34 protein-coding genes and 1 riboswitch are annotated in these 26,467 nt (G+C 56.5%); of the genes, 21 read left to right on the top strand and 13 right to left on the bottom strand.

All coding sequences use genetic code 11. The features are described from left to right. Positions 1–437: 437 nt before the first annotated feature. The 6 genes from GUC32_RS14155 (at position 438) to GUC32_RS14130 (ending at position 8,248) form a co-directional block, all read left to right on the top strand. The gene (locus GUC32_RS14155; RefSeq protein WP_025303180.1) at positions 438–1,652 is read left to right on the top strand and encodes an aspartate aminotransferase family protein; all 1,215 of its coding nucleotides are present in this window, start codon (positions 438–440) and stop codon (positions 1,650–1,652) included. A gap of 52 nt (positions 1,653–1,704) precedes the next feature. Then, positions 1,705–2,739, top strand: coding sequence for an arginine N-succinyltransferase (gene astA / locus GUC32_RS14150; RefSeq protein WP_025303179.1), 1,035 nt, complete (start codon positions 1,705–1,707; stop codon positions 2,737–2,739). Further along, the gene (gene astD / locus GUC32_RS14145) at positions 2,739–4,211 is read left to right on the top strand and encodes a succinylglutamate-semialdehyde dehydrogenase (protein ID WP_049209079.1); all 1,473 of its coding nucleotides are present in this window, start codon (positions 2,739–2,741) and stop codon (positions 4,209–4,211) included. The genes astA and astD overlap by 1 nt, the downstream gene beginning before the upstream one ends. Before the next feature lie 52 nt (positions 4,212–4,263). Then, positions 4,264–5,604, top strand: a complete 1,341-nt coding sequence (gene astB, locus GUC32_RS14140) for an N-succinylarginine dihydrolase (RefSeq protein WP_025303177.1) — start codon at positions 4,264–4,266, stop codon at positions 5,602–5,604. A gap of 10 nt (positions 5,605–5,614) precedes the next feature. Further along, positions 5,615–6,598, top strand: a complete 984-nt coding sequence (gene astE, locus GUC32_RS14135) for a succinylglutamate desuccinylase (RefSeq protein ID WP_043143868.1) — start codon at positions 5,615–5,617, stop codon at positions 6,596–6,598. Between the two features lie 567 nt (positions 6,599–7,165). After that, entirely contained in the window at positions 7,166–8,248 is a 1,083-nt protein-coding gene (locus GUC32_RS14130) for a porin (RefSeq protein ID WP_025303175.1), read from the top strand. Between the two features lie 241 nt (positions 8,249–8,489). Here GUC32_RS14130 and GUC32_RS14125 read toward each other — a convergent pair whose 3' ends face one another. Together GUC32_RS14125 and GUC32_RS14120 are read right to left on the bottom strand one after the other, a co-directional pair. Further along, positions 8,490–8,714, bottom strand: coding sequence for a biofilm development regulator YmgB/AriR family protein (locus GUC32_RS14125; protein ID WP_016927388.1), 225 nt, complete (start codon positions 8,712–8,714; stop codon positions 8,490–8,492). A 123-nt stretch (positions 8,715–8,837) separates the two neighbouring features. Further along, positions 8,838–9,029: a YebW family protein gene (locus tag GUC32_RS14120; RefSeq protein ID WP_004934567.1), complete on the bottom strand. Its 192-nt coding sequence runs from the start codon at positions 9,027–9,029 to the stop codon at positions 8,838–8,840. A 228-nt stretch (positions 9,030–9,257) separates the two neighbouring features. Between GUC32_RS14120 and lysM the strand changes: the two genes are divergently transcribed. From lysM to GUC32_RS14095, 5 genes are all read left to right on the top strand, one after another. Next, positions 9,258–9,704 carry a peptidoglycan-binding protein LysM gene (gene lysM / locus GUC32_RS14115; protein WP_025303174.1) on the top strand — a complete coding sequence of 149 codons (447 nt, stop codon included), beginning with the start codon at positions 9,258–9,260 and terminating at the stop codon, positions 9,702–9,704. Between the two features lie 265 nt (positions 9,705–9,969). Then, positions 9,970–10,125: a hypothetical protein gene (locus tag GUC32_RS14110; protein WP_016927390.1), complete on the top strand. Its 156-nt coding sequence runs from the start codon at positions 9,970–9,972 to the stop codon at positions 10,123–10,125. A gap of 23 nt (positions 10,126–10,148) precedes the next feature. Continuing rightward, positions 10,149–10,313 (top strand): hypothetical protein, encoded by a 165-nt coding sequence (locus GUC32_RS14105; RefSeq protein WP_162837923.1) that lies wholly within the window; start codon positions 10,149–10,151, stop codon positions 10,311–10,313. A 100-nt stretch (positions 10,314–10,413) separates the two neighbouring features. After that, entirely contained in the window at positions 10,414–11,355 is a 942-nt protein-coding gene (locus tag GUC32_RS14100; RefSeq protein WP_025303173.1) for a pirin family protein, read from the top strand. A 427-nt stretch (positions 11,356–11,782) separates the two neighbouring features. Then, positions 11,783–12,136, top strand: coding sequence for a DUF1304 domain-containing protein (locus tag GUC32_RS14095; RefSeq protein WP_260514727.1), 354 nt, complete (start codon positions 11,783–11,785; stop codon positions 12,134–12,136). Between the two features lie 21 nt (positions 12,137–12,157). Here the strand turns inward: GUC32_RS14095 and GUC32_RS14090 are convergent, their stop codons facing one another. After that, positions 12,158–12,544: a helix-turn-helix domain-containing protein gene (locus GUC32_RS14090; protein WP_004927697.1), complete on the bottom strand. Its 387-nt coding sequence runs from the start codon at positions 12,542–12,544 to the stop codon at positions 12,158–12,160. A gap of 447 nt (positions 12,545–12,991) precedes the next feature. Further along, complete coding sequence (locus tag GUC32_RS14085; protein WP_004927694.1) at positions 12,992–13,204, bottom strand: YccJ family protein; 213 nt, start codon at positions 13,202–13,204, stop codon at positions 12,992–12,994. Positions 13,205–13,387: 183 nt separating this feature from the next. On the opposite strand from GUC32_RS14085, the gene GUC32_RS14080 reads away from it, so the two are divergent. Continuing rightward, entirely contained in the window at positions 13,388–13,627 is a 240-nt protein-coding gene (locus tag GUC32_RS14080; RefSeq protein ID WP_025303170.1) for a DUF2766 family protein, read from the top strand. A 40-nt stretch (positions 13,628–13,667) separates the two neighbouring features. Here GUC32_RS14080 and GUC32_RS14075 read toward each other — a convergent pair whose 3' ends face one another. Next, complete coding sequence (locus GUC32_RS14075) at positions 13,668–13,901, bottom strand: YobH family protein (RefSeq protein WP_004927690.1); 234 nt, start codon at positions 13,899–13,901, stop codon at positions 13,668–13,670. 203 nt (positions 13,902–14,104) lie between these two features. Between GUC32_RS14075 and mgrB the strand changes: the two genes are divergently transcribed. Beyond that, complete coding sequence (gene mgrB / locus GUC32_RS14070; RefSeq protein ID WP_019452853.1) at positions 14,105–14,221, top strand: PhoP/PhoQ regulator MgrB; 117 nt, start codon at positions 14,105–14,107, stop codon at positions 14,219–14,221. Between the two features lie 81 nt (positions 14,222–14,302). Further along, positions 14,303–14,581, top strand: a complete 279-nt coding sequence (locus GUC32_RS14065) for a YebO family protein (RefSeq protein WP_025303169.1) — start codon at positions 14,303–14,305, stop codon at positions 14,579–14,581. A 39-nt stretch (positions 14,582–14,620) separates the two neighbouring features. Here the strand turns inward: GUC32_RS14065 and fos are convergent, their stop codons facing one another. Next, entirely contained in the window at positions 14,621–15,028 is a 408-nt protein-coding gene (gene fos, locus GUC32_RS14060; RefSeq protein ID WP_025303168.1) for a fosfomycin resistance glutathione transferase, read from the bottom strand. A gap of 169 nt (positions 15,029–15,197) precedes the next feature. Between fos and GUC32_RS14055 the strand changes: the two genes are divergently transcribed. From GUC32_RS14055 to GUC32_RS14045, 3 genes are all read left to right on the top strand, one after another. Beyond that, on the top strand, positions 15,198–15,500 hold the full coding sequence (locus GUC32_RS14055) for a phage protein NinX family protein (RefSeq protein WP_004927682.1): 303 nt from the start codon (positions 15,198–15,200) through the stop codon (positions 15,498–15,500). A 74-nt stretch (positions 15,501–15,574) separates the two neighbouring features. After that, the gene (locus GUC32_RS14050; protein ID WP_369435284.1) at positions 15,575–15,811 is read left to right on the top strand and encodes a DUF4060 family protein; all 237 of its coding nucleotides are present in this window, start codon (positions 15,575–15,577) and stop codon (positions 15,809–15,811) included. A gap of 175 nt (positions 15,812–15,986) precedes the next feature. Further along, positions 15,987–17,348, top strand: coding sequence for an amino acid permease (locus tag GUC32_RS14045; RefSeq protein WP_025303166.1), 1,362 nt, complete (start codon positions 15,987–15,989; stop codon positions 17,346–17,348). 45 nt (positions 17,349–17,393) lie between these two features. On the opposite strand, the gene GUC32_RS14040 is transcribed toward GUC32_RS14045, so the two are convergent. Beyond that, entirely contained in the window at positions 17,394–17,684 is a 291-nt protein-coding gene (locus GUC32_RS14040) for a hypothetical protein (protein WP_025303165.1), read from the bottom strand. Between the two features lie 220 nt (positions 17,685–17,904). On the opposite strand from GUC32_RS14040, the gene GUC32_RS14035 reads away from it, so the two are divergent. The 3 genes from GUC32_RS14035 (at position 17,905) to cspE (ending at position 19,987) form a co-directional block, all read left to right on the top strand. After that, positions 17,905–18,939: an MBL fold metallo-hydrolase gene (locus GUC32_RS14035; protein ID WP_043143568.1), complete on the top strand. Its 1,035-nt coding sequence runs from the start codon at positions 17,905–17,907 to the stop codon at positions 18,937–18,939. A gap of 680 nt (positions 18,940–19,619) precedes the next feature. Next, positions 19,620–19,736 carry a DUF2627 domain-containing protein gene (locus GUC32_RS14030; protein ID WP_002211058.1) on the top strand — a complete coding sequence of 39 codons (117 nt, stop codon included), beginning with the start codon at positions 19,620–19,622 and terminating at the stop codon, positions 19,734–19,736. Between the two features lie 41 nt (positions 19,737–19,777). After that, positions 19,778–19,987 (top strand): transcription antiterminator/RNA stability regulator CspE, encoded by a 210-nt coding sequence (gene cspE, locus GUC32_RS14025; protein WP_002221949.1) that lies wholly within the window; start codon positions 19,778–19,780, stop codon positions 19,985–19,987. Positions 19,988–20,039: 52 nt separating this feature from the next. Here cspE and pgeF read toward each other — a convergent pair whose 3' ends face one another. Next, positions 20,040–20,756, bottom strand: a complete 717-nt coding sequence (gene pgeF, locus GUC32_RS14020) for a peptidoglycan editing factor PgeF (RefSeq protein ID WP_025303163.1) — start codon at positions 20,754–20,756, stop codon at positions 20,040–20,042. 161 nt (positions 20,757–20,917) lie between these two features. On the opposite strand from pgeF, the gene rlmA reads away from it, so the two are divergent. Further along, positions 20,918–21,736: a 23S rRNA (guanine(745)-N(1))-methyltransferase gene (gene rlmA / locus GUC32_RS14015; protein WP_025303162.1), complete on the top strand. Its 819-nt coding sequence runs from the start codon at positions 20,918–20,920 to the stop codon at positions 21,734–21,736. 61 nt (positions 21,737–21,797) lie between these two features. On the opposite strand, the gene mntP is transcribed toward rlmA, so the two are convergent. The 5 genes from mntP to manX all read right to left on the bottom strand — a co-directional run bounded on the left by mntP (position 21,798) and on the right by manX (position 25,964). Beyond that, entirely contained in the window at positions 21,798–22,367 is a 570-nt protein-coding gene (mntP, locus tag GUC32_RS14010) for a manganese efflux pump MntP (RefSeq protein ID WP_025303161.1), read from the bottom strand. Positions 22,368–22,374: 7 nt separating this feature from the next. Then, positions 22,375–22,562, bottom strand: a riboswitch (yybP-ykoY riboswitch). 218 nt (positions 22,563–22,780) lie between these two features. Beyond that, on the bottom strand, positions 22,781–23,239 hold the full coding sequence (locus GUC32_RS14005; RefSeq protein WP_025303160.1) for a DUF986 family protein: 459 nt from the start codon (positions 23,237–23,239) through the stop codon (positions 22,781–22,783). 50 nt (positions 23,240–23,289) lie between these two features. Continuing rightward, entirely contained in the window at positions 23,290–24,132 is an 843-nt protein-coding gene (locus tag GUC32_RS14000; protein WP_015378157.1) for a PTS mannose transporter subunit IID, read from the bottom strand. A 15-nt stretch (positions 24,133–24,147) separates the two neighbouring features. Further along, complete coding sequence (locus GUC32_RS13995; RefSeq protein WP_015378156.1) at positions 24,148–24,948, bottom strand: PTS mannose/fructose/sorbose transporter subunit IIC; 801 nt, start codon at positions 24,946–24,948, stop codon at positions 24,148–24,150. Positions 24,949–25,004: 56 nt separating this feature from the next. Continuing rightward, positions 25,005–25,964: a PTS mannose transporter subunit IIAB gene (manX, locus tag GUC32_RS13990; RefSeq protein WP_025303159.1), complete on the bottom strand. Its 960-nt coding sequence runs from the start codon at positions 25,962–25,964 to the stop codon at positions 25,005–25,007. Positions 25,965–26,467: the final 503 nt, after the last annotated feature.

Raw genomic sequence — 26,467 nt, 5'->3', positions numbered from 1 at the left:
ATTCTAAAGTTTTTCGTAATTGAATAGGATTTCGCGCGCAATGATGATTTTAGGCCTTATTTTTTAATTTATGCATTACCAATGCATAGAAAATGAATAAATATTCAATATAAGCCGTTGTTTTAACGTAAAAAATAGCAAAATCCGGCAAAAATCCCATTTTGGCACGATAGCTGCTCTACACTCTTTATCAAACGACATGTATTTTAACTGCTCGTTAACATTTACTCCCCGCTCAGGGACCGGATATACGCCATAAATAGTGAAAAATCGATTTTATGTAACAGATTTGTTTCTAAATCAGCGGTAAGGGACAGTATTTTCTCCGCCGCGAAAGTCGGTTTTGAACAACGGTTTTTTTGCATTGTGGCGGCCTAACCGGGCTTGAGCGACCCTTACAGTCAAAATTCAGCCTTTGCTGAGATTATGAGGTCACTATGGAACAGCCAATCGCAGTTACCCGCCAGTCTTTCGATGACTGGATGGTCCCGGTTTATGCCCCTGCCGATTTTATTCTGGTGCGGGGCGAAGGATCGCAGGTGTGGGATCAGCAGGGTAAGTCTTATATCGATTTCGCCGGCGGCATCGCGGTTAACGCGTTGGGGCATGCGCACCCGGCGGTCAAGGCGGCGCTGGTGGAGCAGGCAGGCAAGCTGTGGCATCTGGGCAATGGCTATACCAACGAACCGGTGCTGCGCCTGGCCAAAAAACTGATCGACGCCACCTTCGCCGACAAGGTGTTCTTCTGTAACTCGGGCGCCGAAGCTAACGAAGCGGCGCTGAAACTGGCACGCAAACATGCGCACGATCAGCACGGCGCTGGTAAAGATCAGATTGTGGCGTTCAACAACGCGTTCCACGGTCGCACGCTGTTTACCGTGTCCGCCGGCGGCCAGCCAAAATATTCGCAGGACTTTGCGCCGCTGCCGGGCGGCATCACTCATACGCCGTATAACGATCTGGCCGCAGCGGCCGAGCTTATCAACGATCGCACCTGCGCGGTGATCGTCGAGCCGATCCAGGGCGAAGGCGGCGTGCTGCCGGCGGAAGCCAGTTTCCTGCAGGGGCTGCGTGAACTGTGCGATCGTCATAACGCGCTGCTGATCTTCGACGAAGTACAGACCGGCGTCGGCCGCACCGGCCACCTGTATGCCTATATGCAGTACGGCGTGGTGCCGGACGTGTTGACCACCGCGAAAGCGCTGGGCGGCGGCTTCCCGATCGGCGCCATGCTGACCACCGATGCGCTGGCGAAAACGCTGGGTGTCGGCACCCACGGCACCACCTACGGCGGCAACCCGCTGGCGACGGCGGTGGCGGGGGAAGTGTTCTCCATCATCAACACGCCGGAAGTGCTGGAAGGCGTCAAGCAGCGTCACCAGTGGTTCATCGACGGGTTGAACGACATCAATCGCCAGTACCCGATCTTCGCCGACATTCGCGGCGGCGGTTTGCTGATCGGCTGCCAATTGACGAAGGACTATGCCGGCAAAGCGAAGCAGATCACCCAACTGGCCAACGAAGAAGGCGTCATCGCGCTGATCGCCGGTCCGGACGTGGTGCGTTTCACGCCGTCGCTGATCATCCCTGAGCAGGATGTGAAAGAGGGGCTGGCGCGATTCGCGCGTGCCGTGGCGCGCATTTGCAGCTAATCAGCGGGCTGCGCCTTCACCGGCGCAGCCTGATTCAGAAGAGGTTCGCATTATGATGATTATTCGCCCTATAGAGCGTCGCGATCTGGCGGATTTGTTGACGCTTGCCGGTAAATCTGGCATCGGTCTCACTTCACTGCCGCAAAATGAAGATACCCTGTCGGCACGCATTGAGCGGGCGTTAAAAACCTGGCAAGGCGAACTTCCGCAAAGTGACCAGTGTTATCTGTTCGTGTTGGAGGACAGCGAGCGCCGGAAAGCAGTGGGGGTCTGCGCGATCGAAGTGGCCGTCGGCCTGGCAGAACCCTGGTACAGCTTCCGCGTCGGCACGCAGGTACATGCCTCCAAACAGCTGAATGTCTATAAATCGGTACCGACCCTGTTCCTCAGCAACGATCATACCGGCCATTCGGAGCTGTGCACGCTGTTCCTCGATCCGGACTATCGCCACGGTGAGAACGGCAAACTGCTGTCGAAGGTGCGTTTCCTGTTTATTGCCGCATTCCGCGAGCGTTTCTCCCGCCGTCTGATCGCTGAGATGCGCGGCTTCTCAGATGAAAACGGCCGTTCGCCGTTCTGGGAGAGCGTCGGCCACCGTTTCTTCTCCATCGAGTTCGCCAAGGCGGACTACCTGAGCGGCACCGGACAAAAGGCGTTTATCGCTGAACTGATGCCGAAACATCCGCTGTATGTCGATTTCCTGGCCGAAGACGCGCAGAAAGTGATCGGAGAAGTGCATCCGCAAACCCTGCCGGCACGCCGGTTGCTGGAGGCGGAAGGCCTGAGCTATCAGGGCTACGTCGATATCTTCGACGGCGGCCCGACGCTGGAAGCCGAGATCGACCATATCCGCGCGGTGAAGCAGAGCCGCCTGGTGAAAGTGGTGCTGGATGACACGCCGATGCGCGCCGATGCGCCGGTGCATCTGGTGGCCAACGACAACTATCAGAACTACCGCGCACTGTTGGTCAATGCCGAACTGTATGACGACCGCCTGCATATCAACGCCGCCACCGCTGCGGCGCTGGGCGTCGAGCAGGGCAGCCCGGTGCGGGTGCTCCCCCTTATTGCACAGGAGAAAGCATGATGTCCCATCCTGCTCTGTTGATTAATGGCGTCTGGCGGCAGGGCCGCGGCGCCGAGTTCGGCAAAGCCGATCCGGTCGGCAACCAGCCGCTGTGGCGCGCTAACGCCGCCGATACTGACGACGTCGCCGCCGCCTGCGAGGCCGCGCGTGCCGCGTTTCCCGCCTGGGCGCGTACGCCGTTTGAACAGCGCGAACAGCTGGTGAAACGCTTCGCCGCCTTGCTGGAAGAGCACAAACAGTCGCTGGCGGAAACCATCAGCCGTGAGACCGGTAAACCGCGTTGGGAAACGTTGACCGAAATTCAGGCGATGATCGGTAAAGTAGGCATTTCGCTGCAGGCCTACCAATCGCGCACCGGTTTTAGCCAGACGGCGATGGCCGACGGCGCTTCGGTGCTGCGTCATCGCCCGCACGGCGTGCTGGCGGTGTTTGGGCCTTACAACTTCCCCGGCCATCTGCCGAACGGCCATATCGTGCCGGCGCTGCTGGCCGGAAACTGCGTGGTGTTCAAACCGAGCGAGCTGACGCCGCTGACCGCCGAGGAAACCCTGAAGCTGTGGCAGCAGGCCGGCCTGCCGGACGGGGTGATCAATCTGGTGCAAGGCGGCCGGGAAACCGGCGAAGCGCTGGCGGCCAGTGCGGATATCGACGGCCTGCTGTTCACCGGCAGCGCCGGCACCGGCTATCACCTGCATCGCCAATTGGCGGGGCAGCCGGAGAAGATCCTGGCGCTGGAGATGGGCGGTAACAACGCGCTGATCGTCGATGGCTTCGAGGATCGCGACGCGGCGGTCAACCTGGCTATCCAATCGGCGTTTATCTCCGCCGGCCAACGCTGCACCTGTTCACGCCGCATTTTGGTGAAGCAGGGGGCGGAAGGCGACGCCTTTATCGCGCGTTTGGTTCAGGTCGCGGGCGAACTGCGCGTTGGCCGTTGGGATGCCGAACCGCAGCCGTTCATGGGCGGGGTGGTGTCGGCAGCCGCGGCGGAGAACATGCTGAAAGCGCAGCAAAACTTGCTGGCGCTGGGCGGCAAATCGCTGCTGACCATGCGCCTGCTGGAGCCGGGCAGTTCGCTGCTCAGCCCGGGCATCATCGAGCTGACCGGCGTGGCCGGCGTACCGGACGAAGAGTACTTCGGGCCGTTGACCACGATTGTGCGTTACCGCGATTTCGACGAGGCGCTGCAGCTGGCCAACCGGACGCGCTACGGCCTGTCGGTGGGGCTGGTATCGCCGCAGCGTGAGCTGTTCGAGCGGTTGCTATTGGAAGCGCGTGCCGGCATCGTCAACTGGAACAAGCCGCTGACCGGAGCGTCCAGCGCGGCGCCGTTCGGTGGCGTGGGAGCCTCCGGCAACCATCGCCCAAGCGCCTTCTATGCGGCGGACTATTGCGCCTGGCCGATGGCGTCGCTGGAAAGCGAAAGCCTGTCGCTGCCGGCGACGCTCTCGCCGGGCTTGTCGTTCCGTTAATCGTCTGCGGCGGCGCGATGGCGCTGCCGCAGGCCATCCCCAGGGGATAGCCATGTCAGGATATGAAGTCAATTTCGACGGTTTGGTGGGGCCGACGCACCACTATGCCGGGCTGTCGTTCGGTAACGAGGCCTCTACGCAGCATCAAAACAGCGTATCGAACCCGAAGCTGGCGGCGAAGCAAGGTCTGCTGAAAATGAAGGCGCTGGCCGATCTCGGTTTCCAGCAAGGGGTATTGCCGCCGCAGGAGCGGCCGCATCTGCCGATGCTGCGTCGCCTGGGCTTCAGCGGCAGCGATGAGACGGTGCTGGCGCAGGTGATGCGTCAATCACCGCGTTTGCTGTCGGCGCTCAGCTCGGCGTCTTGCATGTGGACCGCCAATGCGGCCACCGTGTCGCCCTCGGCGGACAGCGCCGACGGCAAGGTGCACTTCACTGCCGCCAACCTGAACAATAAATTCCACCGCGCCATCGAGGCGGAAACCACCACCGCCGTATTGCGGGCGATGTTCAGCGACGATCGGCATTTTGCCCACCACGAGGCGCTGCCGCAGGTGGCGTTATTCGGCGACGAAGGGGCGGCCAACCATAACCGTCTGGGCGGCGACTACGCCAAGCGCAGCGTGCAGATGTTCGTCTACGGTCGTCAGGAATTCGGTGGCGAAACGGCGCCGACGCGTTATCCGGCGCGCCAAACGCGCGAAGCCAGCGAGGCAATCGCTCGCCTGCACCAACTGGACGAGCAGCATACGGTCTTCGTACAGCAAAACCCGGCGGTGATCGATCAGGGCGTATTCCATAACGACGTGATAGCGGTCAGTAACCAGAACGTGCTGTTCCACCACCAGCAGGCGTTTTACCGCCAGCAACAGGCGTTGGATGACGTGCGCCGCAAGATGGCGACGCTGGACAGCGAGCTGGTGGCAATCGAGGTGCCGACAGAGCGCGTCTCGGTGGCGGACGCGGTAGCGACCTATCTGTTCAACAGCCAAATTCTCACCAAGCCGAACGGCAAGATGATGATCGTGGTGCCAGAAGAGTCGCGCCAACATGCCGGCGTGTGGCGTTATCTGAACGACATGGTCGGCAGCGGCGGCCCGATCGATGAAATTCGCGTGTTTGACCTGCGCGAAAGCATGCGCAACGGCGGCGGCCCGGCCTGCCTGCGGTTGCGGGTGGCGCTCAACGAGCAGGAGCTGCGGGCGGTGAATCCACGCGTGATGATGAACGAGCGGCTGTTCGCGACGCTGAACGAGTGGGTGGATCGCCATTACCGCGATCGCCTGACGCAGGATGACCTGGCCGATCCGCTGCTGCTGCGCGAAGGGCGTGAGGCGCTGGATTCGCTGACGTCGATCCTCGGTCTCGGCGCCATTTATCCGTTCCAACGCTAAGGGAGGCGGCATGATCGATCTACTGCCCCTGACGCTGGAAGGGAACGAACCCGTCGAATGGCAAGGTGAAACGCCGCAGCTGCGCTGGCGTTGGCAGGGGGAAGGCGTGCTGGAGCTTATGCCGCGGCAGCCTTACCGCCAGGCGATGGTCATGTCGGCGGGCGTGCACGGCAACGAAACCGCGCCGATTGAACTGCTCAATCAGCTGGTTGGCGATCTGCTGATCGGCCGGTTGCCGCTGACGGTGCGGCTGTTGGTGGTGCTGGGCAACCCGGCGGCGATGCGGGCCGGCAAGCGTTATCTGCACAGCGACATGAACCGCATGTTCGGCGGCCGCTACCGCAACTTCGCCGCCAGCGGCGAGACCGTGCGTGCGCAGCAGTTGGAGCGTGCGCTCGCCGCCTTTTTCGATGGGGAACTGGCGGCGCGTTTCCATTACGATCTGCACACCGCCATCCGTGAATCGCGGTTGCCACGTTTCGGCATTCTGCCTTTCCAGAAACGCCCGTACAGTGAGCCGATGCTGAAGCTGCTGGATGCCGCCGATTTGGATGCGCTGGTGGTGCACAGCGCACCAGGCGGGACGTTTAGCCACTATTCCAGCGAGCATCTCAATGCGGCGAGCTGTACGCTCGAGCTGGGCAAGGCGCGACCGTTTGGCAGCAACGATCTACAGCAGTTTGCTGCCATCGATCGCGCTTTGCGGGCGGCGGTCAGCGAGGGGCCGTTGCCGGAGCGCGAGGGCGAGGCGATCCGGGTATTCCGTGTGATGCATTCGTTGATCAAACACAGCGAGGATTTCAAGCTGCACCTGGATGATGACACGGCCAACTTCACCGAGTTGAAACCGGGGATGTTGCTGTGCGAGCAGCCGCAGGAGGACTATCGCGTTGGCCAAGAGGGCGCGTGGATACTGTTCCCTAACCCCACTGTGGCGCTGGGCCTGCGCGCTGGCATGCTGTTGAGCGAAGTTTCCCGTTCTACGCTCTATTGATTTATCCTCGGCGGCGCCGTCAGCGCGCCGCCGTTATTCCGTTCATTATTTTGCTCTGCTATTTCCCGCTATTTTAATTGCCCTAAGGCGAATTTTATTCGTTCCTAATACCTCCTTTTATACGCGTGAATAAAAGGAGGTATCAGGTCGTTATCTGAAAGCCTTAATTGCCTGGTGAGATTGTTAAGATAAAAATGTGAAATAAGTAACGTTTTTAATAACCATGCTAATTTTGTTGTTACTTTTGAATCGCGCAGAAAGCACGCAAAACGAAACCAAAATGCACCAAAATAGTGCGATGCACCATTTTGGTTATAAGTTATGTGATAAAAAATTCTTATATTCAATAGGTTATATGCTTTCTTATTGGAAATATTTAGTTACAAATAAACATGCTTTCTCCTCGTTGTTTCATGAACTTTTTGATTTTAAGTTTTGATTCATGATGCTAATGTCACATCACCCCACATTAGGGGGGCTCATAAAATACCAAAAGATAAAATCACAGCCCAAACTATAAATTGGGCGTGACGGGCAGGGTTCTAATTATAATATCTAGGAAAATAAATGATGAAACGCAGTGTATTAGCCTTAGCTGTCGCCCTCGGGGCGATCACCTCCTTCGCCAACGCGGCTGAAATCTACAATAAGGATGGTAATAAACTCGACCTGTACGGCCGCGTTAACGCCAAGCATTATTTCAGCGACAGTAAGTCCAATGACGGCGATATGACCTATGTTCGCCTGGGCTTCAAAGGCGAAACGCAAATCAATGACCAGTTGACCGGTTACGGTCAGTGGGAATACAACGTCCAGGCCAATCACGACGAAGCGCAGGGCACCGCCGGCACCAAAACGCGTCTGGGCTTCGCGGGGCTGAAATTCGGCAACTACGGTTCTTTCGACTACGGCCGTAACTACGGTGTGGTGTATGACGCCGAGGCTTACACCGACATGCTGCCAGAATTCGGCGGCGACTCCTACAGCTATACCGATAACTTTATGACCGCCCGTTCCAACGGTTTGGCCACCTACCGTAACCGTGATTTCTTCGGTTTGGTGGAAGGCCTGAATCTGGCGGTGCAGTATCAGGGTAAAAACGACGGCGACGGTCGCAGCGTGACCAAGCAAAACGGCGACGGTTACGGCCTGTCCCTGGACTACCAGGACATCGGCGGTTCCGGCATCGGCGTAGCGGCGGCGTTCTCTGATTCTAACCGCACCAGCAAGCAAAAAGAGCTGCAGTATGGTAAGGGCGACAGCGCCACTGCATGGACCACCGCAGTGAAATACGACGCCAACCAGGTTTACCTGGCCGCGATGTATGCCGAAACCCGTAACATGACGCCGATCAGCGTCAATGGCACCTCCGGCTTCGCCAATAAAACGCAAAACTTCGAAGTGGTGGCCCAGTATCAATTCGAAAACGGCCTGCGTCCTTCCTTGGGCTACGTGCAGTCCAAAGGCAAGGATATCGAAGGGATCGGTGATGCCGACCTGGTGAAATATGTGGAAGTGGGGGCGACTTACTACTTCAACAAAAATATGTACACCTACGTTGATTATCAAATCAACCAGCTGAGCGACAATAACAAACTGAAACTGGCCAACGATGATATCGTTGCCGTCAGCTTGACGTATCGCTTCTAAGCGGCAATTTCATTACCTTCATCCTGTGTCGGGAGTGGTAATCAGGCAGGGCGTAAGCCCTGCCTTAGCTTGCTGACAAAGGAGGAAAAGCGTGGTTTTTCCTCCTTTGTGGTGAGCAGTCGAAAATCAATGAATTGATTTTCCTTATTTTAAAGGTTGTCTTCGGTAAACCTGGTAATGTCATCAGGTTTGTCATTAACCTCAGGCAGGGCGCAAGCCCTGCCTTTGTTTTATCGGGAACTCAGCCTTTGGGTGCCAACCCGACCAGCTCAATGGCGGAACGCAGCGCGGCGAAACGTTGCTGATCCTGCTCCCGCTCTATTTCGGTCACCAGCTGTGAAAGAATATTGCCGCCGGATACTTTTTTATGGTTTTTGATTAACTGCAACACTGCGTCGCCTAACGCCAGGCTGACGTCGCGCAGCAGAGTTTCATATTGCTCGTTGGAATGAGCTGATGCTGGCATGACCTTTCTCTGTCTCTCTCTTCTTCGGGAGCCGCAATTTAGCAAAACAGCGGCCTTATGCCTCGGAGGAAGGCGAAGTTTCTGATGAAATCAGAAATTCCTCAGCATCGCGCGGGGAGGGAATTAAAAATCCGAATATTCGCTGGCTGGCAACCAGAAGCCGTCAATGAACTCTTCCATGGGATAACAACCGGCGTGTCGCAAGTTCTGTTCCTTCATCGCGACCAGGCATTGTGGCTCGTCGCGCAATATGTCGACCACCATTTCACTGCAGCCACCATCCAGATAACAGACAAACATCACCAATGCGTACATCGTTGCACGCCTCCTTCGTCGAGTTGCCTTGTCTGCAACAGTGTAGGTAAAAAAGCACGATTTTTCAGCATCATTGCGCAATTAATCACCGTTGAAACGCCGCTGACGACACTTTCGGAATACTCTACCCGTTTCTGGCGCCGTGAGCGGATGGCATATCCTTTTGACGATGCTAAGCTTAACAAGCCTTACTTAAACGCATTAATGCAACCATCAAAAGGAGTGAATATGGGCTTGTTTAACTTCGTCAAAGAAGCGGGAGAAAAACTGTGGGACACAGTCACCGGCAATGCCTCCGCCGAAGATCAAGGCGCCAAACTCAAGGAGCATCTCGATAAGAGCGGCTTGCCGGGCACCGACAAAGTCGATGTGCAGGTGGTCGATGGTAAAGCCGTAGTGACCGGCGATGCCGTCAGCCAGGAGTTAAAAGAGAAGATCCTGGTGGCTATCGGCAACGTGGCGGGTATCAGCGGGGTGGAAGACAAGGTGGCGGTGACGCAACCCGACGCCGAGAGCCGCTTCTATACCGTGAAGAAGGGCGATACGCTGAGCGCGATCTCTAAAGAGATGTACGGCAACGCCAATCTGTACAACAAGATTTTTGAAGCCAACAAGCCGATGCTGTCGAGCCCGGACAAGATTTATCCGGGGCAGGTATTGCGTATCCCGCAATAACGCGTAGGTCTGCCATAGCCCGGTTGCGTACCGGGCTTTTTTTTGTCCTCTGCAATAGGCGTCTCTTATTTCCCTGCGATCTCCATGCCAGTTACATCTCCCCTGTGTCCCTGCTCGCTCGCCGGCAGGGGCGGTGTTGACCCTGATGGGGAAAATTGATAGCGTCATCTCCCGGTTGAGGCCGGAACGACCAAGGCGCCAACGTGCGTGCCTTATTCTGAGGGGATATTTTGCCCCGTCAAACAGCAATGCAGCAGTTGAACGAGTGAAAACCGATTTAGTGAAACAACAGCGTAACGCCTCAACGGATAAAAATTATCGAGAAACCTTGGGTGATGCGCAATTTGCGATCGTCGTGTTGGCGGTGGCGTCCTGCTCACTGATTATCTTTACGCTGGCGGTCACGCTGTGGGTGACCTGACGCGATTAACTAGGGGAGATAAAATGGAGCCTAATCTCCATGATGAAACCAAACTGCTGGCGATCATCGGCCTGTTGGTGTCCGTGCTGCTGGTGGTATCAATTCTCTTTGGCGTGACCTATTTCTCCGATCTCAGGCACGCGCATGACGATATAGACATCAAGAGCTGCTATATCAAAGCGTCCTGAATCGCGCGAACGCGCTGAGCGTCGCCGCTCTGTGGGGGCTACCCTGTGTTAAGATTGGGGGTACCCTTGGCGAATCGGCGCCATTCAGGAGGTCTTTGCGATGAGTCAGTCACGTCCTACGCTCTCTTCATCTTCACGCGAATGCCCTGTCGTTGACGGCGTGCGCCAGATACAACGTATTGCCGTGCGTAATGCCGAAGTGGGAGGTATCCCGATCAATCGTGCGTTGCCAACTCGGGAGCGGCGCACCGTCGGCGCCTGGTGTTTTCTCGATCACGCTGGACCGACGGTATTCAACGGCACCTCGCCCGGCATGGATGTGGGGCCGCATCCGCACATCGGGCTGCAAACGTTCACCTGGATGATAGAGGGTGAAGTGCTGCACCGTGACAGCCTCGGCAGTGAGCAAGTGATTCGCCCAGGGCAGGTTAATCTGATGACCGCAGGGCGTGGCATTGCGCATACGGAACAGTCGGTGGGCGAGCAGCGGCGATTGCATGCCGCACAATTATGGATCGCGCTGCCGGCCGAACATGCCGACATGGCGCCACGTTTCGATCACTATCCGGACTTGCCACAATGGCAGAATAACGGCGTGAATCACCGTTTGTTGGTCGGGGAATTTGGCGCTTATCGTTCACCGGTGTTTACTTTCTCGCCACTAATTGCCATTGATATGGAGTGGCAGGAAGCGGCGAGGATAGAATTGCCGCTGCGCGATGATTATGAAATCGGCTTTTTGCCCCTTATTGGTGCATTTGAACTTAATGGTGAAACTTTTTCACCTGATGAGTTTGCCTATTTGGGCATGAAGAATAACTCTATTGGGTTAAATGCACGGAAGGGCAGCCGGGGATTATTAATCGGTGGAGTGCCACTAAACGAAGAGATCCTTATCTGGTGGAATTTCGTTGGCCATACCAAAGCTGAAATTACTCAGGCTCAGCATGATTGGGAGCAAGAGGCGCCGCGTTTCCCGGCGGTTGACGGTTATTCTGGTGAGCGCATGACCGCGCCACGCCTGCCCTGGAGCGATGTTTGATAGCGTTAGGATATAATCGCCGCGGTTATTCGGCTTATTTCGCTCTAATAAGACGTAATTAATGTGATCGCGGCTCCAGCTTTAGGACAATATAAGGTTTCTCGGCGGAAAAGTGATCTGGCGCATATAATGACAACGAGAAGAAGTTTAGGATAATCCTCAGGAAGTCAGGTTGTCTCCCGTTAGTCAGATGTCAGTGAGGTCATTATGAGCCAGGTACTCTATCGTGCAAGACTGTCCCATGTCGTGGTTGCCACGGCGTTGTTTTGGGTCTCTGTCGCGGCATTGTTGGTCGCCGTATTAAACTAACCTCAAAAAATGACTCCTGCATAAACCCGCTTCGGCGGGTTTTTTTATCTCTATCGATGGGGAGGTGAGAGGCGGCGTTTATAATTGACGACATCTTCAATAAACGACAGGGATCATCATGAAGCTCTTTGCCGATATTTTGTTGCTGCTCATCGCAGCGCTCCATCTTTATATCCTGGTGTTGGAAATGTTCCTGTGGCGTACGCCACTCGGCAGACGCGCATTTGGCACGACGGCGGAGTTCGCTGCAGCCACGCGGGTGTTGGCCGCCAATCAGGGGTTGTACAACGGCTTTCTGGCGTTGGGGTTGGCATGGAGCTACTGGCGTGAGGATATGGCGCTGCAGCTGTTTTTTCTCGGGTGTGTGCTGGCGGCCGGCGTATTCGGCGGCCTGAGCGCCAGCTGTAAAATTCTCTGGGTGCAGGCTCTGCCGGCCGCGATCGCGATACTGGCGGTCTGGGGGACGCGTTAACCCGCCGGTTTACGGCGGGCTTCAGGCGGATTTTTGATGAATGACGTGCAGCGGCGGATCGATGTGCAGATCGACGCTCAAATCCTGGCGAAAATCATAGGGCGTGATATTAAAACGCTTTCTGAACATGTAGGTGAAGTGGGACTGTGAACCGAAGCCAAAGTCCAGGGCGATATCGAAGATCGACGCTTCACTGCTGCGCAGTTGATAGACCGCGCCGGCCAGACGGCGTTCGCGAATGTATTTGCCGAGCGAAATCCCTGTCGCTTCTTTGAACAGCTTCTGCATGTGCCACAGCGAGTAGCCGGAGTACTCGGCCAACTCTTCGAGATGGATCACTCGTCCGAGGTGAGTTTCGACCCATTTGCTGAGGGCGCAGACCAATGAGAGGTGGTGTTCTTGTATCATCAGTGCGTCAGTGTGAGACCTACATAGCGGTGAAGTATACACAACTTGCCGCCGTGGACAAAAACGCCACCGATGACCGGGGGGGATTATTCGGAAAAACCGTTGAACCGCCGCTTGTCAGCAGAAAGGAAAAACGGCTAATCTGAGACTGTCGCCGCCGCGGTGGGGGACGGAAAGAAGGCCACAGCAAGTAACCGCCAAAACAGAGTCAGCCGTAACAACTCAACGTTGATGGGGTGATCGCATGTTAATGACAGTGATTATTACTCTGGTTGTAATCGTGGGCGTCGGCGCTTTTATGGCGATGCCGGTGATGAGCATGAAAAATGCGGAAAGTGTGGGAGGTGAAGAGCCGTGAGAGCAAGAGACATTGCACGCCGCTGAGCGGGGCGTTCGCTAATCGGGAAAGCCTGGGTCAGAAACCCGGGCTTTTTGTTGCGCGGGCGCTCAAACGTTTTTCCGCTCGACGGTTTCCTCTCCCCAATAAAGCTGGTCGGCGGTGGTTTTGGCAAACGCCTTCTCCAGTGCTTCATCGCTGCCTTCTTCCCAGATTTTCTGCGCCAACACTTCGTCGTTCCCTGCCAGCTCAAAAATGGCTTCGGCGATTTCCACCGAAGTTTCACGCACTGTCGCCCAGGATTTCACATTGTGATTCGCCATAACTTTCTCCTGTTGGTTGTGGCTTATGGGTGGTTTTTGCCACCGTCATGCTGCAAGTATAGGCTAATCCGCCGCGGGCTTTTGCCCGGCGGTGCGCAGAAGGGGAAAAAAACGGGGAGAGCGGGCAATGGCGCGGACGCCGTGCTATTCTGTGCGGCGTTTGAATCAAGAGGGAAAGTTATTATGTCTGACATGCTGAGCAACGAGCAGGAACTGGCTTCCGATCTGGTCGCTTGCCAACTGGTCATCAAACAGATTTTGGACGTTATCGACGTGATTGCGCCGACCGAAGTGCGCGACAAGATGGCGGGTCAGCTAAAAAGCATTGATTTCTCCACGCACCCGGCAGGTGCCGATCCGGTGACACGCCGAGCGATTGACAAGGCGATTGCGCTGATCGAGATGAAATTCACCCGCAGCTGAGGCGGGGCCGCCGCAAAGCGACGGCGTCGGGCGGTGGCGGTTAATCCACCACCGTTTCGATTTTCTTGAACAACGGGCAGTCGGCTACGCCGATGAAACCGTTGTCGCCATTCACGTACTGGGCGATCGCCACGTTGCGCGCCGTCAGGTATTTGCACTGCAATCCCAACCCGCCAACGTTTTTGTTGCTGCCGATCAGCACGCCGTAACCCGAGATCAAAAAACCGCCGTAAATGACCGCTAGCACCAGTACCCACTTAATCAATTTGCTCATTGCGCTTCCTCATTATCCCTGAGGGTTCATCTAGCCATGACTGCCGCGCGACGACAAGGGTAACAGTCTGAAAACCGGGCAATAGCCAGAAATCTAAACGGAAAGTTAAACTTCGTTTAACTTCGCTGTGATAACATGCGCGATAGATTACCCAGATAACAATGAGGCTGCTAAATTTGTTGCGAAAAAAAATCCTCGTGATAATGACGGCCGTCGCTGCCTGCCTGTTTTTCTACCTGCTGGCGCTGGATAGCTATTGCGACGACGGTGGAAATTTTGCGTTGGGCATCTGTTCGGTGACCCGCTTCGTGCCCTGGTAAGCAATTTTCGGTAGGGATGTTCGCACGGCCGCCGCGAGTGCTAAGATGGCGGCCTGAATTTCGCAGTAGATAGGGTTGTCCATGTACGATTTAGGTTTTGGCCAGAACGGCCTGTTGTCGCTGGCGCTCGCCGTTGTGGCATTGTTGGCCGGGCTGTGGGTTTGGTTCCTGGTGAACCGCGCCAGTGTGCGCGCCAACGAGCAGATTCGCCTGCTGCAGGAAATTGCCGAGCAACAACGCCAGCAAACGGCGCTGTTGAAGCGTTTGGCGCACAGCGCAGGCGCTGACGGCGCCGCTGCGGCTGACGACGACGATCTCAGCCCCGCGCTGGATTTCAAAGGTTTTATCCCCGAACGTTGAACATGATGCTCCGGCCGGCGGCAGCGTCGCCGGGGCGTTTCAGTAAAACACCATGCCCTGATACGGTTTTTCCCGGCATGCCGCCAGGCGGCTGGCCAGATCGCCGGCATGGATCTCCAACTGATGCCCATCGGGATCGAGAAAGTAGAGCGATTCGCCTTCGCTGCGATTGCTTTTCCACTCTTCGACGCCGGCCTGGCGCAGCCGCTCGCTGACCCGTTCAATGTGTTCCGGCGCGACGCTGAAGGCGTAATGGGTGTAATCACGCTCCCGTGGTTGCATGCGGGCCTCATCCAATGACAGACACAGCCACAACGCCCCCAACGACAGATAGGCGCCGCCTTGCCAGCGGGCGTGAGGGGTAAACCCCAACAGATGACGATAAAAATCGAAGCTGCGATCGAGATCGCTGACGGCGAGCGTCAGGTGGTTGAGGCCGGTCAACATGCGTGCGTTTCCTGGGCGCTAAACAGAGGAAAAGTGTACGCAGAAGGGGAGAAAAGTTAAAGGGAGCAAAACATTAGTTCAGATAATGTGAAAACCGGCGGCACTGTCATAAAACTGTCTTACAGACATCGTAATGTAGCGCGAACCTTACGAAAGATGGATGAAGCCGATGATTAAATGGTACGAAGAAAGCGATGCCGAAGTGAACCGCAGCATCGCGCTGCTGACCGGAGAGAACCCGGACAAGTGGTATCCCTACGGCGGCGTGAAAGGTAAAGATTACTGCAAGAATCCCTCCGATGCCTGGCCGATCATTTGCGCCAACAAAATCAGTCTGAACCCCGACAACCAAAGCGACAGCCCGCAGTGGCAGGCGCGCATGAGCACCCAGGGCGGTGAATGGCAGGCGGACAGCGCCAGCCCGCTGCGCGCGGCGATGATCTGCTTCCTGATGAGCCGGCAGGCTAACTGAGTCGAACAATACCGGTGATTGGTAAGAGTTTCTCCTTTTTCTAATAACAGAGCTGTCGTTGGCGGAGGCTGTTTATGAAGCGCATTATCAAAGGTGATAAAAACTTGTCTCATCTGGTGATTGCCCATGCGGCGATCGATCGTCATGCCGAAAGCTTTGGCCAGCGTCGTCAGGGTTGGCCCTCGACCTACCTGATAAAATATCAAAACGATCGCGTGGCGGTGGAAGTGGTCACGCGTCGCCAATCTTATGTCGCCACGCTGATGATAGGCGCGCGCAACCTGACCAAAATGTGCGGCATGCCTGGCTGAACGCCGCCATTTCACGCTTTCTCACGGTTAAAAAATCGCGCTCCGCTACGCCGTCTCGGGGCGCTTCTCCTTGATGCTCACGGGGTTAAGTGTTAAAAAGCCGCCCGCAGATACATTTATTGATTGGTGAAATCTTGGCCGATAACGGCAAGGGTGTACGCCATATGAGGATAAGATGGGCGGTCAGCATCAGGATACTCCGCTAAAACGCGGCTTAAAAAACAGACATATACAGCTTATTGCCCTCGGGGGCGCCATTGGCACCGGTTTATTTCTCGGCATTGCGCAAACCATCAAGATGGCCGGCCCCGCCGTGCTGTTGGGCTACGCCATCGGCGGTTTTATCGCGTTTTTGATCATGCGCCAGCTGGGCGAAATGGTGGTGGAGGAGCCGGTCGCCGGATCTTTCAGCCACTTTGCCTATAAGTATTGGGGCGACTTCGCCGGCTTTCTTTCCGGCTGGAATTATTGGGCGATGTTCATTCTGGTCGGCATGGCGGAATTGACCGCCGTCGGCATCTACATTCAGTACTGGTGGCCGGAGATCCCCACCTGGGCCTCCGCCGCGCTGTTTTTCGTGCTGATCAACCTGATTAACCTGGTAAATGTGCGCCTGTATGGCGAAACCGAGTTCTGGTTCGCCATCATCAAGGTGGTGGCGATTGTCGGCATGATCGTGTTCGGCGCCTGGCTGTTGGCGAGCGGCAACGGCGGGCCACAGGCCAGCATCACCAACCTGTGGCAGCAGGGTGGCTTTATGCCGCACGGCTTCTCGGGGCTGGTGATGGCGATGGCGGTGATCATGTTTTCGTTCGGCGGGCTGGAAATGGTCGGCATCACCGCGGCGGAAGCCGCCGACCCGCGTCGCAGCATTCCCAAAGCCACCAATCAGGTGGTGTACCGCATTCTGATCTTCTATATCGGCTCGCTGACCGTGCTGCTGTCGCTCTATCCGTGGGGGCAAGTGGTGGAGGGCGGCAGCCCGTTCGTGTTGATCTTCCATGCGCTGAACAGCAATCTGGTGGCGACCGTGCTCAATGTGGTGGTATTGACCGCCGCGCTGTCGGTCTACAACAGCGGCGTTTACGCCAACAGCCGCATGCTGTTCGGGCTGGCCAGCCAGGGCAACGCGCCGCAGGCGCTGACGCGTGTGAATAAACGCGGCGTGCCGGTGCTGTCCATCGCGCTGTCGGCGTTGATTACCTCGATCGGCGTGCTGATTAACTACCTGATGCCCGGTAAGGCGTTTGAGCTGCTGATGGCGCTGGTGGTTTCAACGTTGGTGATCAACTGGGTGATGATCTGCCTGGCACACCTGAAATTCCGCGCTGCCAAGAACCGTCAGGGCGTCATTCCCAGCTTTAAGGCGCTGTGGTATCCGTACGGCAACTACCTGTGCCTGGCGTTCCTCGGCCTGATTCTGGTGATTATGTATTTCAGCGAAGGGATACGCATTTCGGTGTTGCTGATGCCGGTGTGGATTGCGGTGCTGTGGTGCGGGTTTATGCTGACGCGCCGTAAAGGCGCCAAGCGCTAAACGGTATGCAGCGGAGGCGTAGTCTGCGCCTCCGCGCTTTTCTCGTCAGCCGCGCGGCATAAAGGCGCGCCCCTCAGCGTGACCCCGCCCCAGCAGTTTCCGGCACAGCAGCAGCAGAGTACTGATCACGTCGATGGCCACCACGCTGAGCATCAGCAGGGTTAACATGAAGAATCCGAGCAGCGAACCGCCCAGCAGCACCAGCGGTGCAGGTACGCGCAGACGGCGCAACTTCATGGCGAAATACATTTTCCAGTATTGCTTCTGCGCCAGCAGCGCGCTGCGAATACGGCGCCCCAGGCTTGAGCCTGATTTGCGGGATGTAGAACGACTCATAACTTCTCCTTTTCTGTATGCCCTACAAGTCAATCACAAAGATCTTAAGAGAGTCTTAACGGGCTCTTGGCGGCCCTGGCTGTCTCACCGGAGTGAGACAACAGCATACGGCAAAAGGTCCCGAGATGCAGCGCACGGCTGACAAAGTGCGAGCTTCATCGGGTTTGTTACACTGAAAGTCATGCCCGTGCAGGGCGCAGTGGTCGGGAGAAAAGGCTGGATGAAAAGAATCAACCGTTATTACGACGCGGCCAAGGCGCATCATACGCCGGAGGGATTTCGCAACCTGGAACCTTCGCGGCGTCAGGAGGGGGACCTTCAACGTTGGCAAGATGAACGCAAGCGCCAGGGATTGCCCAAGCCGCCGCAGCAGGGTTACGCACAATTTACCGAACGCTGGTGGCAGCCTGCCGATCTCAGCGGCAACGACGACAGCGTCTGGTGGTTGGGGCATGCCTCGATGCTGCTGCGGTTGAGCGGGCGCTATATCCTGATCGATCCGGTGTTGTCCGAACGTGCATCGCCACTGAGCTTTTACGGCCCGAAGCGCAGAACGCCGCCGCCGCTGACGGTGGAGCAACTGCCGGCGGTGGATGCGGTACTGATCTCCCATAACCATTATGACCACCTTGACAGGCGCACGGTGCGGCAATTGGCGCGGCGTTTCCCTCAGGCCGAGTTCATCGTGCCGCTCGGCTTGAAGCGCTGGTTCCGCCGTTATCGGCTGAAGGTGCATGAGCTGGACTGGTGGCAAAGTCTGCCGTTGGGCGAGCTGACGGTCTACGCCACGCCGGCGCGGCACTGGAGCATGCGCACGCTGTGGGATCGCAATCGCTCACTGTGGTGTGGATGGGTGATCCACCATCCGGGGCTGCGGTTTTATTTTTCCGGCGACAGCGGTTATTCGGAACGGCTGGCGGAGATTGGTCAACGGCTGGGGCCGTTCGACGTGGCGGCGCTGCCCATCGGCGCCTACGCACCGCGCTGGTTTATGCAGGAGCAGCATATGGATCCGCAGCAGTCGGTGACGCTGTACCGTCAACTCAATCAGCCGCGCGCCATTCCCATCCATTGGGGGGTATTCGAATTGGCGGATGAGTCGCTGGACGAACCGCCGCAGCAGTTGAATCTGGCGCTGAGTGAGGCGGGGCTTGAACAGCATCAATTCCACCCGCTGAAGATTGGCGAGCGCATCGCGTTGCAGGATTCTCAGCAAGCGTGGTCTCTTCGCCCTGCGGTACAGAGGAAAGAATAAGAGCAACGGTTTGAAAGCGCGGCAGTAATTAGCAAAATTGATAAGTGCGGGTGGTGATTCAAATAACCACCCGATCTTCAGGATTTAATTCAACGCCACACTTTTGCTATTCATAAGATTATTCCGGTTATTCGGACTGATGGTTTTCGGATTATTTAGGATGAAGCCACTGGCCAGCGGGAGAGGCGTCTGGATGTTGCATGCTTATGCAACCGTTGTGCAGGACGGTAACATCATCGCCCGCCTGTGTGCTGCTCCTGCTCGCGCGGTGTGGCGGCAGGGCTGAAGGCTGATGATGATGCGTTTTCGACGGTAAAGGGGCGGAGCAGCGATGAATAAATTGGCCCCCGTTCATCGATATTCAAATGTTGCATATCAAATTCCATAAAGATTCAAATTTTTTAACGCTATAAGCGGCAAAAAAGCGGAAATGACGAGACGGACATGCGACAAAACGATGAAAGTTTTGTTAAAACTCCACCAGAATGCGGGGTCTGGTGCGGTGGTTTTAGCAAGCAGAAAATAGCCGATGCTTCAACATCTTTTGGCCTATTTAAGCAAATGTGGCTCTCGACCGTTTCAAATATGTGCGACATGTCGTTCAGTGATTAAAAATGGCTTGCCATCGCATACAGAGTATGTGATAACGCATCTGGGTAAAACGAGGTACAGTTCTGTATATGTGTGGCATTTTCAGTAAAGAAGTTCTGAGTAAAGACGTTAGCGTTGAATACCGCTTCTCTGCCGATCCTTATCTTAGTGCCTCAAGCAGTAACGACTCTAGTTTGTCTATGTAACGCCCACGGGCGGTTTAAACAATCCAAAGGAAATACTCAAGATGGCAAAGATCAAAGGTCAAGTTAAGTGGTTCAACGAGTCTAAAGGTTTCGGTTTCATCACCCCGGCTGACGGCAGCAAAGACGTGTTCGTACACTTCTCTGCAATCCAGGGTAACGGCTTCAAAACCCTGGCTGAAGGCCAGAACGTTGAGTTCGAAATCCAAGATGGCCAGAAAGGCCCATCTGCAGTAAACGTTACTGCTATCTAATCAGCGTCAGCTGTACAAAAAGCCCGCCTTCGCGCGGGCTTTTTCGTTTCCGTCATCCGGCGGCGATGACGATGCCTGCGTACTGGTTGCGGCCTTTGATTCCCGGATGCGTCGGATCCTGCGCGCGCCGGTGGCTATTGCGGCGATAGCTGGTGTATTTGAAGCGCTGCGGCCGCTGCGGGTCGACGTCCGGCGTGCAGATGGTGCAACTGCCGGCGCGGTCAACGGCGGCGAAACCGAGCGCCGTCAGCTTGTATTCGGCAATTGCGGCCAGATCCAGATGCCGGTAATGCGGGCTGATCAGCGTGGCGGGCAGCGGCAGGCGCTGTTTAAAATTTTCCACCAGCGCTTCATCGACTTCGTAGCAGCATGGGCCGGCGGCGGGGCCGATAGACACCACCCAATCGGCGGTGTCGCCATCTTGGCGAATGCGGGACGCCATCTGCTCCAGAATGCCGTCCAGTAACCCGCGCCAGCCGGCGTGTACCGCCGCGATAGCGCCACCGTCGCGGCGGCTGAACAGCACCGGCAGACAGTCCGCCGTCAGTACGCTGATCAGAATGCCGGGCTGGCGAGTATAAAAACCATCGGCCTCGCCGCACGCCTGCGCCGGTTGCAGCACGTCGACGATGCGGGTGCCGTGTACCTGCTTTTTTTCCGGCAGCGTGGCGCTGTAGGGCAGCAGATGCCCTGGCAGCAGCGCGAGTTTGCTGCCGAAGCCGTGCTGAATGTGAGGCACCGCATCGAGCAGCGCGGAACGATCGCTCATAAGTTATGTTCACCTGCGTGAGAAAACAGACTCTCAGTGTAGCCAGCTTTTTCCCCGCTTGGCCAGGTGTTGTTGGCGGCGAAAGCGAGTGGGGATGCGCCTTGCATCAAACCGGCGCCTTCTTTAGACTAGCCGCGCCCTGTCTCTCTGGAAGCCCATTCATGTCTTATCAATGTCCCCTGTGTCATCAATCGCTGCATTTTTCATCACAACACTGGCGTTGTGACGGCAATCATCAGTTCGATCAAGCTAAAGAGGGCTACGTCAATCTGCTGCCGGTACAGCACAAGCGATCGAAGCAGCCGGGAGACAGCGCGGAAATGATGCAGGCGCGGCGAGCGTTTCTCGACGGTGGATATTATCAGCCGTTGCAAGAGCAGGTGGCCGAGTGGCTGGATTTGGCGCTGGCGGCCGATGCTGGCGCGTTGTTGGACATAGGCTGTGGGGAAGGGTATTACACTGCCGCGGTGGCCGCCAGGCTGGCCCAGGAGCGCAATATGGCGGTCAATGGGCTGGATGTCGCCAAGGTGGCGATCCGCTACGCCGCTAAACGTTATCCGGCGGTCTCGTTCTGCGTCGCTTCCAGTCACCGTTTGCCGTTCGCCGATGGGGCGTTGGATGCGGTCTTGCGCATTTATGCACCTTGCAAGGCGGAGGAGCTGGCACGGGTAGTGAAGCCGGGCGGCGTGGTGCTGACGGTGTCGCCGGGCCCGCGTCATCTGTACCAGCTGAAAGAGCAGGTGTACCAGCAGGTGCAGCTGCATGCCGAACAGGATGAACAGTTCGCCGGATTCGACTGCGAGCGCAAAGAGGCGCTGGCCTATACGATGACCCTACCGGGCACGCAGGCCGCCAATCTGCTGCAGATGACGCCGTTCGCCTGGCGCGCCACGCCGGAGGTGCAACAGCGGTTGGCCGAGAGCGGCGAGTTTGTGTGCGAGACGGACTTCGTGCTGGCGTTGTACCGACGTCGCGCTTAAGGGGCCTTGAACTCAAAAACAAAAAAACCTGCCGCGGCAGGTTTTTTTCAAAGCGAGCGCTTCAGGCCAGGTAGCCGAGGTGCTCCAGCAGAATGTTGACGCCGATACCGATCAGCACCACGCCGCCGAGGATTTCGGCGCGCTTGCCCAGCAGCGGGCCGATAAAGCGGCCGATCATCATGCCTAGCGTCGCCATGATCATGGTGGCGCAGCCGATGGCCATCGCGGTATGCACGATGTTCACCTGCAGGAAAGCCAGACCGACGCCGATGGCCATCGCGTCGAGGCTGGTGGCGATGGCGGTGGCGACCAGCAACCAGAAACCATGACGTTTGACCTTCTCTTCTTCATCGGGCTTGTTACGTACCCCTTCGACGATCATGCGCATGCCGAGAATGAACAGCAGCGAGAAGGCGACCCAGTGGTCCCATTCCATGATGTATTGACTGGCGAACAGGCCGATGGCCCAACCGATGAGCGGGGTGATCGCTTCGACCACGCCGAAGATCAGGCCGGTGCGGATCGCTTCGCGGAAACGGGGTTGATGCAAGCTGGCACCTTTGCCGATCGACGCGGCGAAAGCATCCATGGACATGCCAAAAGCGAGAATAAGCGTTGCTGAAAGGTTCATGTGAAATAGCCTCGGCCGGGTGGCTCCATATACACGTAACCCACCCCCAACCAAACGACGGAGTTACGTGTCTATGGTCTCGCCAACCTTACCTGGCTGCCCGCACCACGTTTCTTACGGCGAAACGAGTATGTTGATACGGGCGTTTCTGGCTTTTTATTCTCCAGAAACCGGCTACTCCCCAATGACGGCGCAACCATATCATATTATTTCCGCCACGGACAACCTTATTCTATGGCAATGTTTGTTCTTAATTGAGACTCGTTTTCATTAATCTAATTTCATGCGGGAATATAATGTAGCCAGGGGTAACAATGTTGCAGAAATAATAGTCAGAAAGGAGATTGCGCTGCCGATTAATTACCCATAAGCAGCGCAAGGTTTGAGCTAAAATAACGTTAATTTTTCTTTATTTATTGATTATCAACAAAAAAGTGGTAAATCTTCTCCAGGTCGTCCAGGTGGGTCACCTGAACCAACAGCCGGCGCTGTTCCAGGTCGACGGCCAGAATGCCGTCCTCCGATAAATTCATGGCTTTAATGCGGTTATATTCGACAAACACATTGGCGAAGAAAAAACCGTGCGCTTTAAACACCATCTTGGGAGCGCGAATATAAGAAATATAGATGGCGAGCAACGCCAAAGAAATAAGCAGATAGGTGGTTAATACCGCACCGTTGTCGGTGACATTGCGGTAAATCAGAATGGCGATCAGGCCGACGAAAATCAGGCTGTCGAGGCGGTGGCGGCGTTTAAGCGGTACTTTGAGCCGCGTTTTACCTTTCAGCAGATCCATGCCGAATTCGTCGTACAGCGAATACAGCAACAGCAGGGCGATAAACAGCATCAGTACGGCGTCGGTCAGTGACATCTCTTGCTCCATAAAAAAGCCGGGGGTTGCCCCCCGGCCGTTTCGAACGATTACAGGCCCAGCAGGCCAATCCAATAGCCAAAGATACCGATGACGAAGAAGCCGATGATGATCCACAGCGCGTTGACTTTCTTGCGCAGCAGCCACATACAGGCGAAGGTCAGCAGCAACGGCACCAGGCCCGGCATCAGCTGGTCGAGGATGGTCTGCACCGTGGTGACGTTGGTATGCCCGGTCTGGTCGGTTATCTTGGACACCACCAGCGGGATATTCACGTGCGTCCACTTGTTGACCAGCGCCCCCATGACAAACAGGCCGAGAATGGACGCTCCTTCCGTCAGTTTCTGCAGGAAGCCGCCGCCCATGTCGTTGACGATATCGACCCCTTTACGGTAACCGTAGGCCACGCCGTAGTAGCGGGTCAGCAGGCGCACCAGGTTGAACAGCACGAAGAACAGGATCGGTCCAAGCAGGCTGCCGCTCATGGCGATGCCCGCCCCAAGCGCGGCGAACACCGGTCGCACGGTGCCCCAGAAGATCGGGTCACCGACGCCCGCTAAAGGCCCCATCAAACCGACCTTGATGCCGTTGATTGCGGCGTCATCGATCGGCGCGCCGTTGGCGCGTTGCTCTTCCATCGCCATGGTCACACCGAGCACCGGCGCCGCCACGTAAGGGTGGGTGTTGAAGAACTCCAGGTGACGCTTGATCGCCTGTTTGCGATCGTCATTGTTTTCCGGATACAGGCGGCGGATCACCGGCACCATCGAGAAGCAAAAACCCAGCGCCTGCATGCGTTCGAAGTTCCATGAACCCTGGAACAGGTTCGAACGCAGGAATACGCCGCGAATATCGGCCGGCGTGAGTTTCTTTTGAGCAGTTGTATCAACCATTTCTCTCACCTATTCCTAGTCGAGTTCGTTATCGAGATCGTTCGCGTTAGCCGGGCCGGCCTGTACAACTTGAGACTTGTTGTATTTCGGGCTGAGCTGGATATACAGCACGGCCATCACCACGCCAATGACGCCGAGCGCCACCAGGTTGAAGTTGGTGAAGGCGGCGGTAACGAAACCGAGATAGAAGAACGGCATCAGGTAGCCGGCGCGCATCATGTTAATCACCATTGCGTAACCGACCACGACGATCATGCCGCCGGCGATGTTCAGGCCGCTGGTGACCACTTCCGGGATCGAGTTGAGCAAGGCGTGTACCCCGGCGGTGCCGACCGAGATGGCGACAATGACCGCCGGGATGGCGATACGCATCGCCTGCAGCAGCAGGGCACCGACATGGATCCAGCTAATGGCGCGCAGGCTGCCGCGCTCCGCCGCACTGTCTGCTGCGTGCTGGAACGCCACGGTGAGGGTACGCACGATGATGGTCAACACCTGGCCGGCCGCCGCCAGCGGAATGGCCAGGGCGATACCGGCGCCGACGCTTTGCCCGCCGGCGATGACCAGAATGGTCGAAATGATGGACGCCAGGGCAGCATCCGGCGCGACGGCCGCACCGATGTTCATCCAGCCCAGGGCGATCATTTCCAGCGTACCGCCGATGATGATGCCGGTTTTCATATCGCCGAGGATAAAGCCGATCAGGGTACAGGCGACCAGCGGACGGTGGAACTGGAACTCGTCGAGGACGGAACCCATCCCGGCGATACAGGCAACGATAAATATCAGCACAATCTGAAGAGTGGTGATCTCCATTGCACTTCTCCTATGACCAAAAAAGCTCTGAGTAAAATAATTAGCGGCTGGCGCCACTAATTGAGTTTGTTAATCAGGTCCATCATTTTTAGCCGGCTGTCGGACGAGACCTTACGTACCTCCAGCTCGATACCGCGATCGTTCAGTTTCTTAAACGCTTCGATATCTTTTTCATCGACGGAAACGGCGTTGTTCACCTGGGTTTTCCCCTGGCGGAACGCCATGCCGCCGATATTGACGGATGTAATCTCCACGCCGCCTTCCACCAAACGCCAGACGTCGGTCGGGTTGGTGAATAACAGCATCACGCGATCGTTGGCGTATTTCGGGTTGTTCCAGACGCGGATGGCCTTCGCCACGTCCACCACGTGGGCGGTGACGCCCGGCGGGGCAACCTGGGTCAGCAGGGTCTTGCGCACATGGTCGGCGGCGACTTCATCGCTGACGACGATAATGCGGCTGACGTTGGTCTCTTTGGTCCAGCGGGTAGCGACCTGGCCGTGGATTAAGCGGTCATCGATGCGCGCCAGGCCGATTTTCATGTGGTCGTTCGGCCCCAACGGCGCCTGAGGGGCAGCGGCTTTGGCGACGGGTGCTGCGGGTTTTGCGGGTTCTTCCTGCGGTTTTTTCAGCGCTTTCACGCCTTCACGGCCGGTTTCCAACGCCAGCGCCACCAGTTCATCGAAAGCGGGGTTGTCGTCCCGCGCCATGAAGGTTTCCACCAGCATCGGGATGTTGACCCCGGTGACGACCTCATAGTTTTCTTTGTCGACCGCAATGCGGCTGGCGGCGTTGAACGGGCTGCCGCCCCAGGTATCCACCAGGAACAGCACGCCGCCGCTGGTATCCAACCCACTGATTTTTTCGTTGTACTTGACGATTAACGTTTCGGCATTCTCACCGGGAACGAAGTCTATAAAGGCGACGTTGTCCTGCTCGCCCAATAGCATCTCCGCCGTTTTCAGCAGTTGTTCCGCTGCAGCCCCGTGTGTGCCGATGATAATAGCTATTGCCACTCGCTACCTCCTCGTTGAACTCCAGACGCGGTGTGTGTCGTTTCTCCGCGCCGTCTTGGCAGTCACTTCCGCGGTTCAGATACATTATGGTAGAAAAAAAGAAACGCACGCCTAACATTTCTCACGCAGTTTCAAATGCCTGTGCGTGATACTTCACGAACGCGAGATTTATTTTAGTGAGTGAAAAAATATTTTTTGTGACGCTGCTCCGCTATTGAATGCTCGGGGAAATCTTAGCTGTCGCAGACGATATGGTGTGGCGCCACCCTAAACCGCCGTTGAAAAAGCCGCTTTGTCCCCCAGAAAAATCCTGATACAGTAATTTCTTCTTTCATCACTAAGGAGTGAAGGGCCTCAGCCCTCCCTATGGACTGTCACCGAAGTTACTGTTTTTCCAGGTTTCACCCGCCACCTGCTGGCGTTGTATATGCTGTTCGGCCCTTCGGCCATCTCCCGGTAACCCCATCCCGTCACCTTGCTATTGTCGACTGCGCCCATGCAGC

The sequence above is a fragment of the Serratia sp. NGAS9 genome (genome assembly GCF_009905295.1).
Classification (GTDB): domain Bacteria; phylum Pseudomonadota; class Gammaproteobacteria; order Enterobacterales; family Enterobacteriaceae; genus Serratia; species Serratia bockelmannii.
This window is presented reverse-complemented; position numbering and strand designations above follow the sequence as displayed.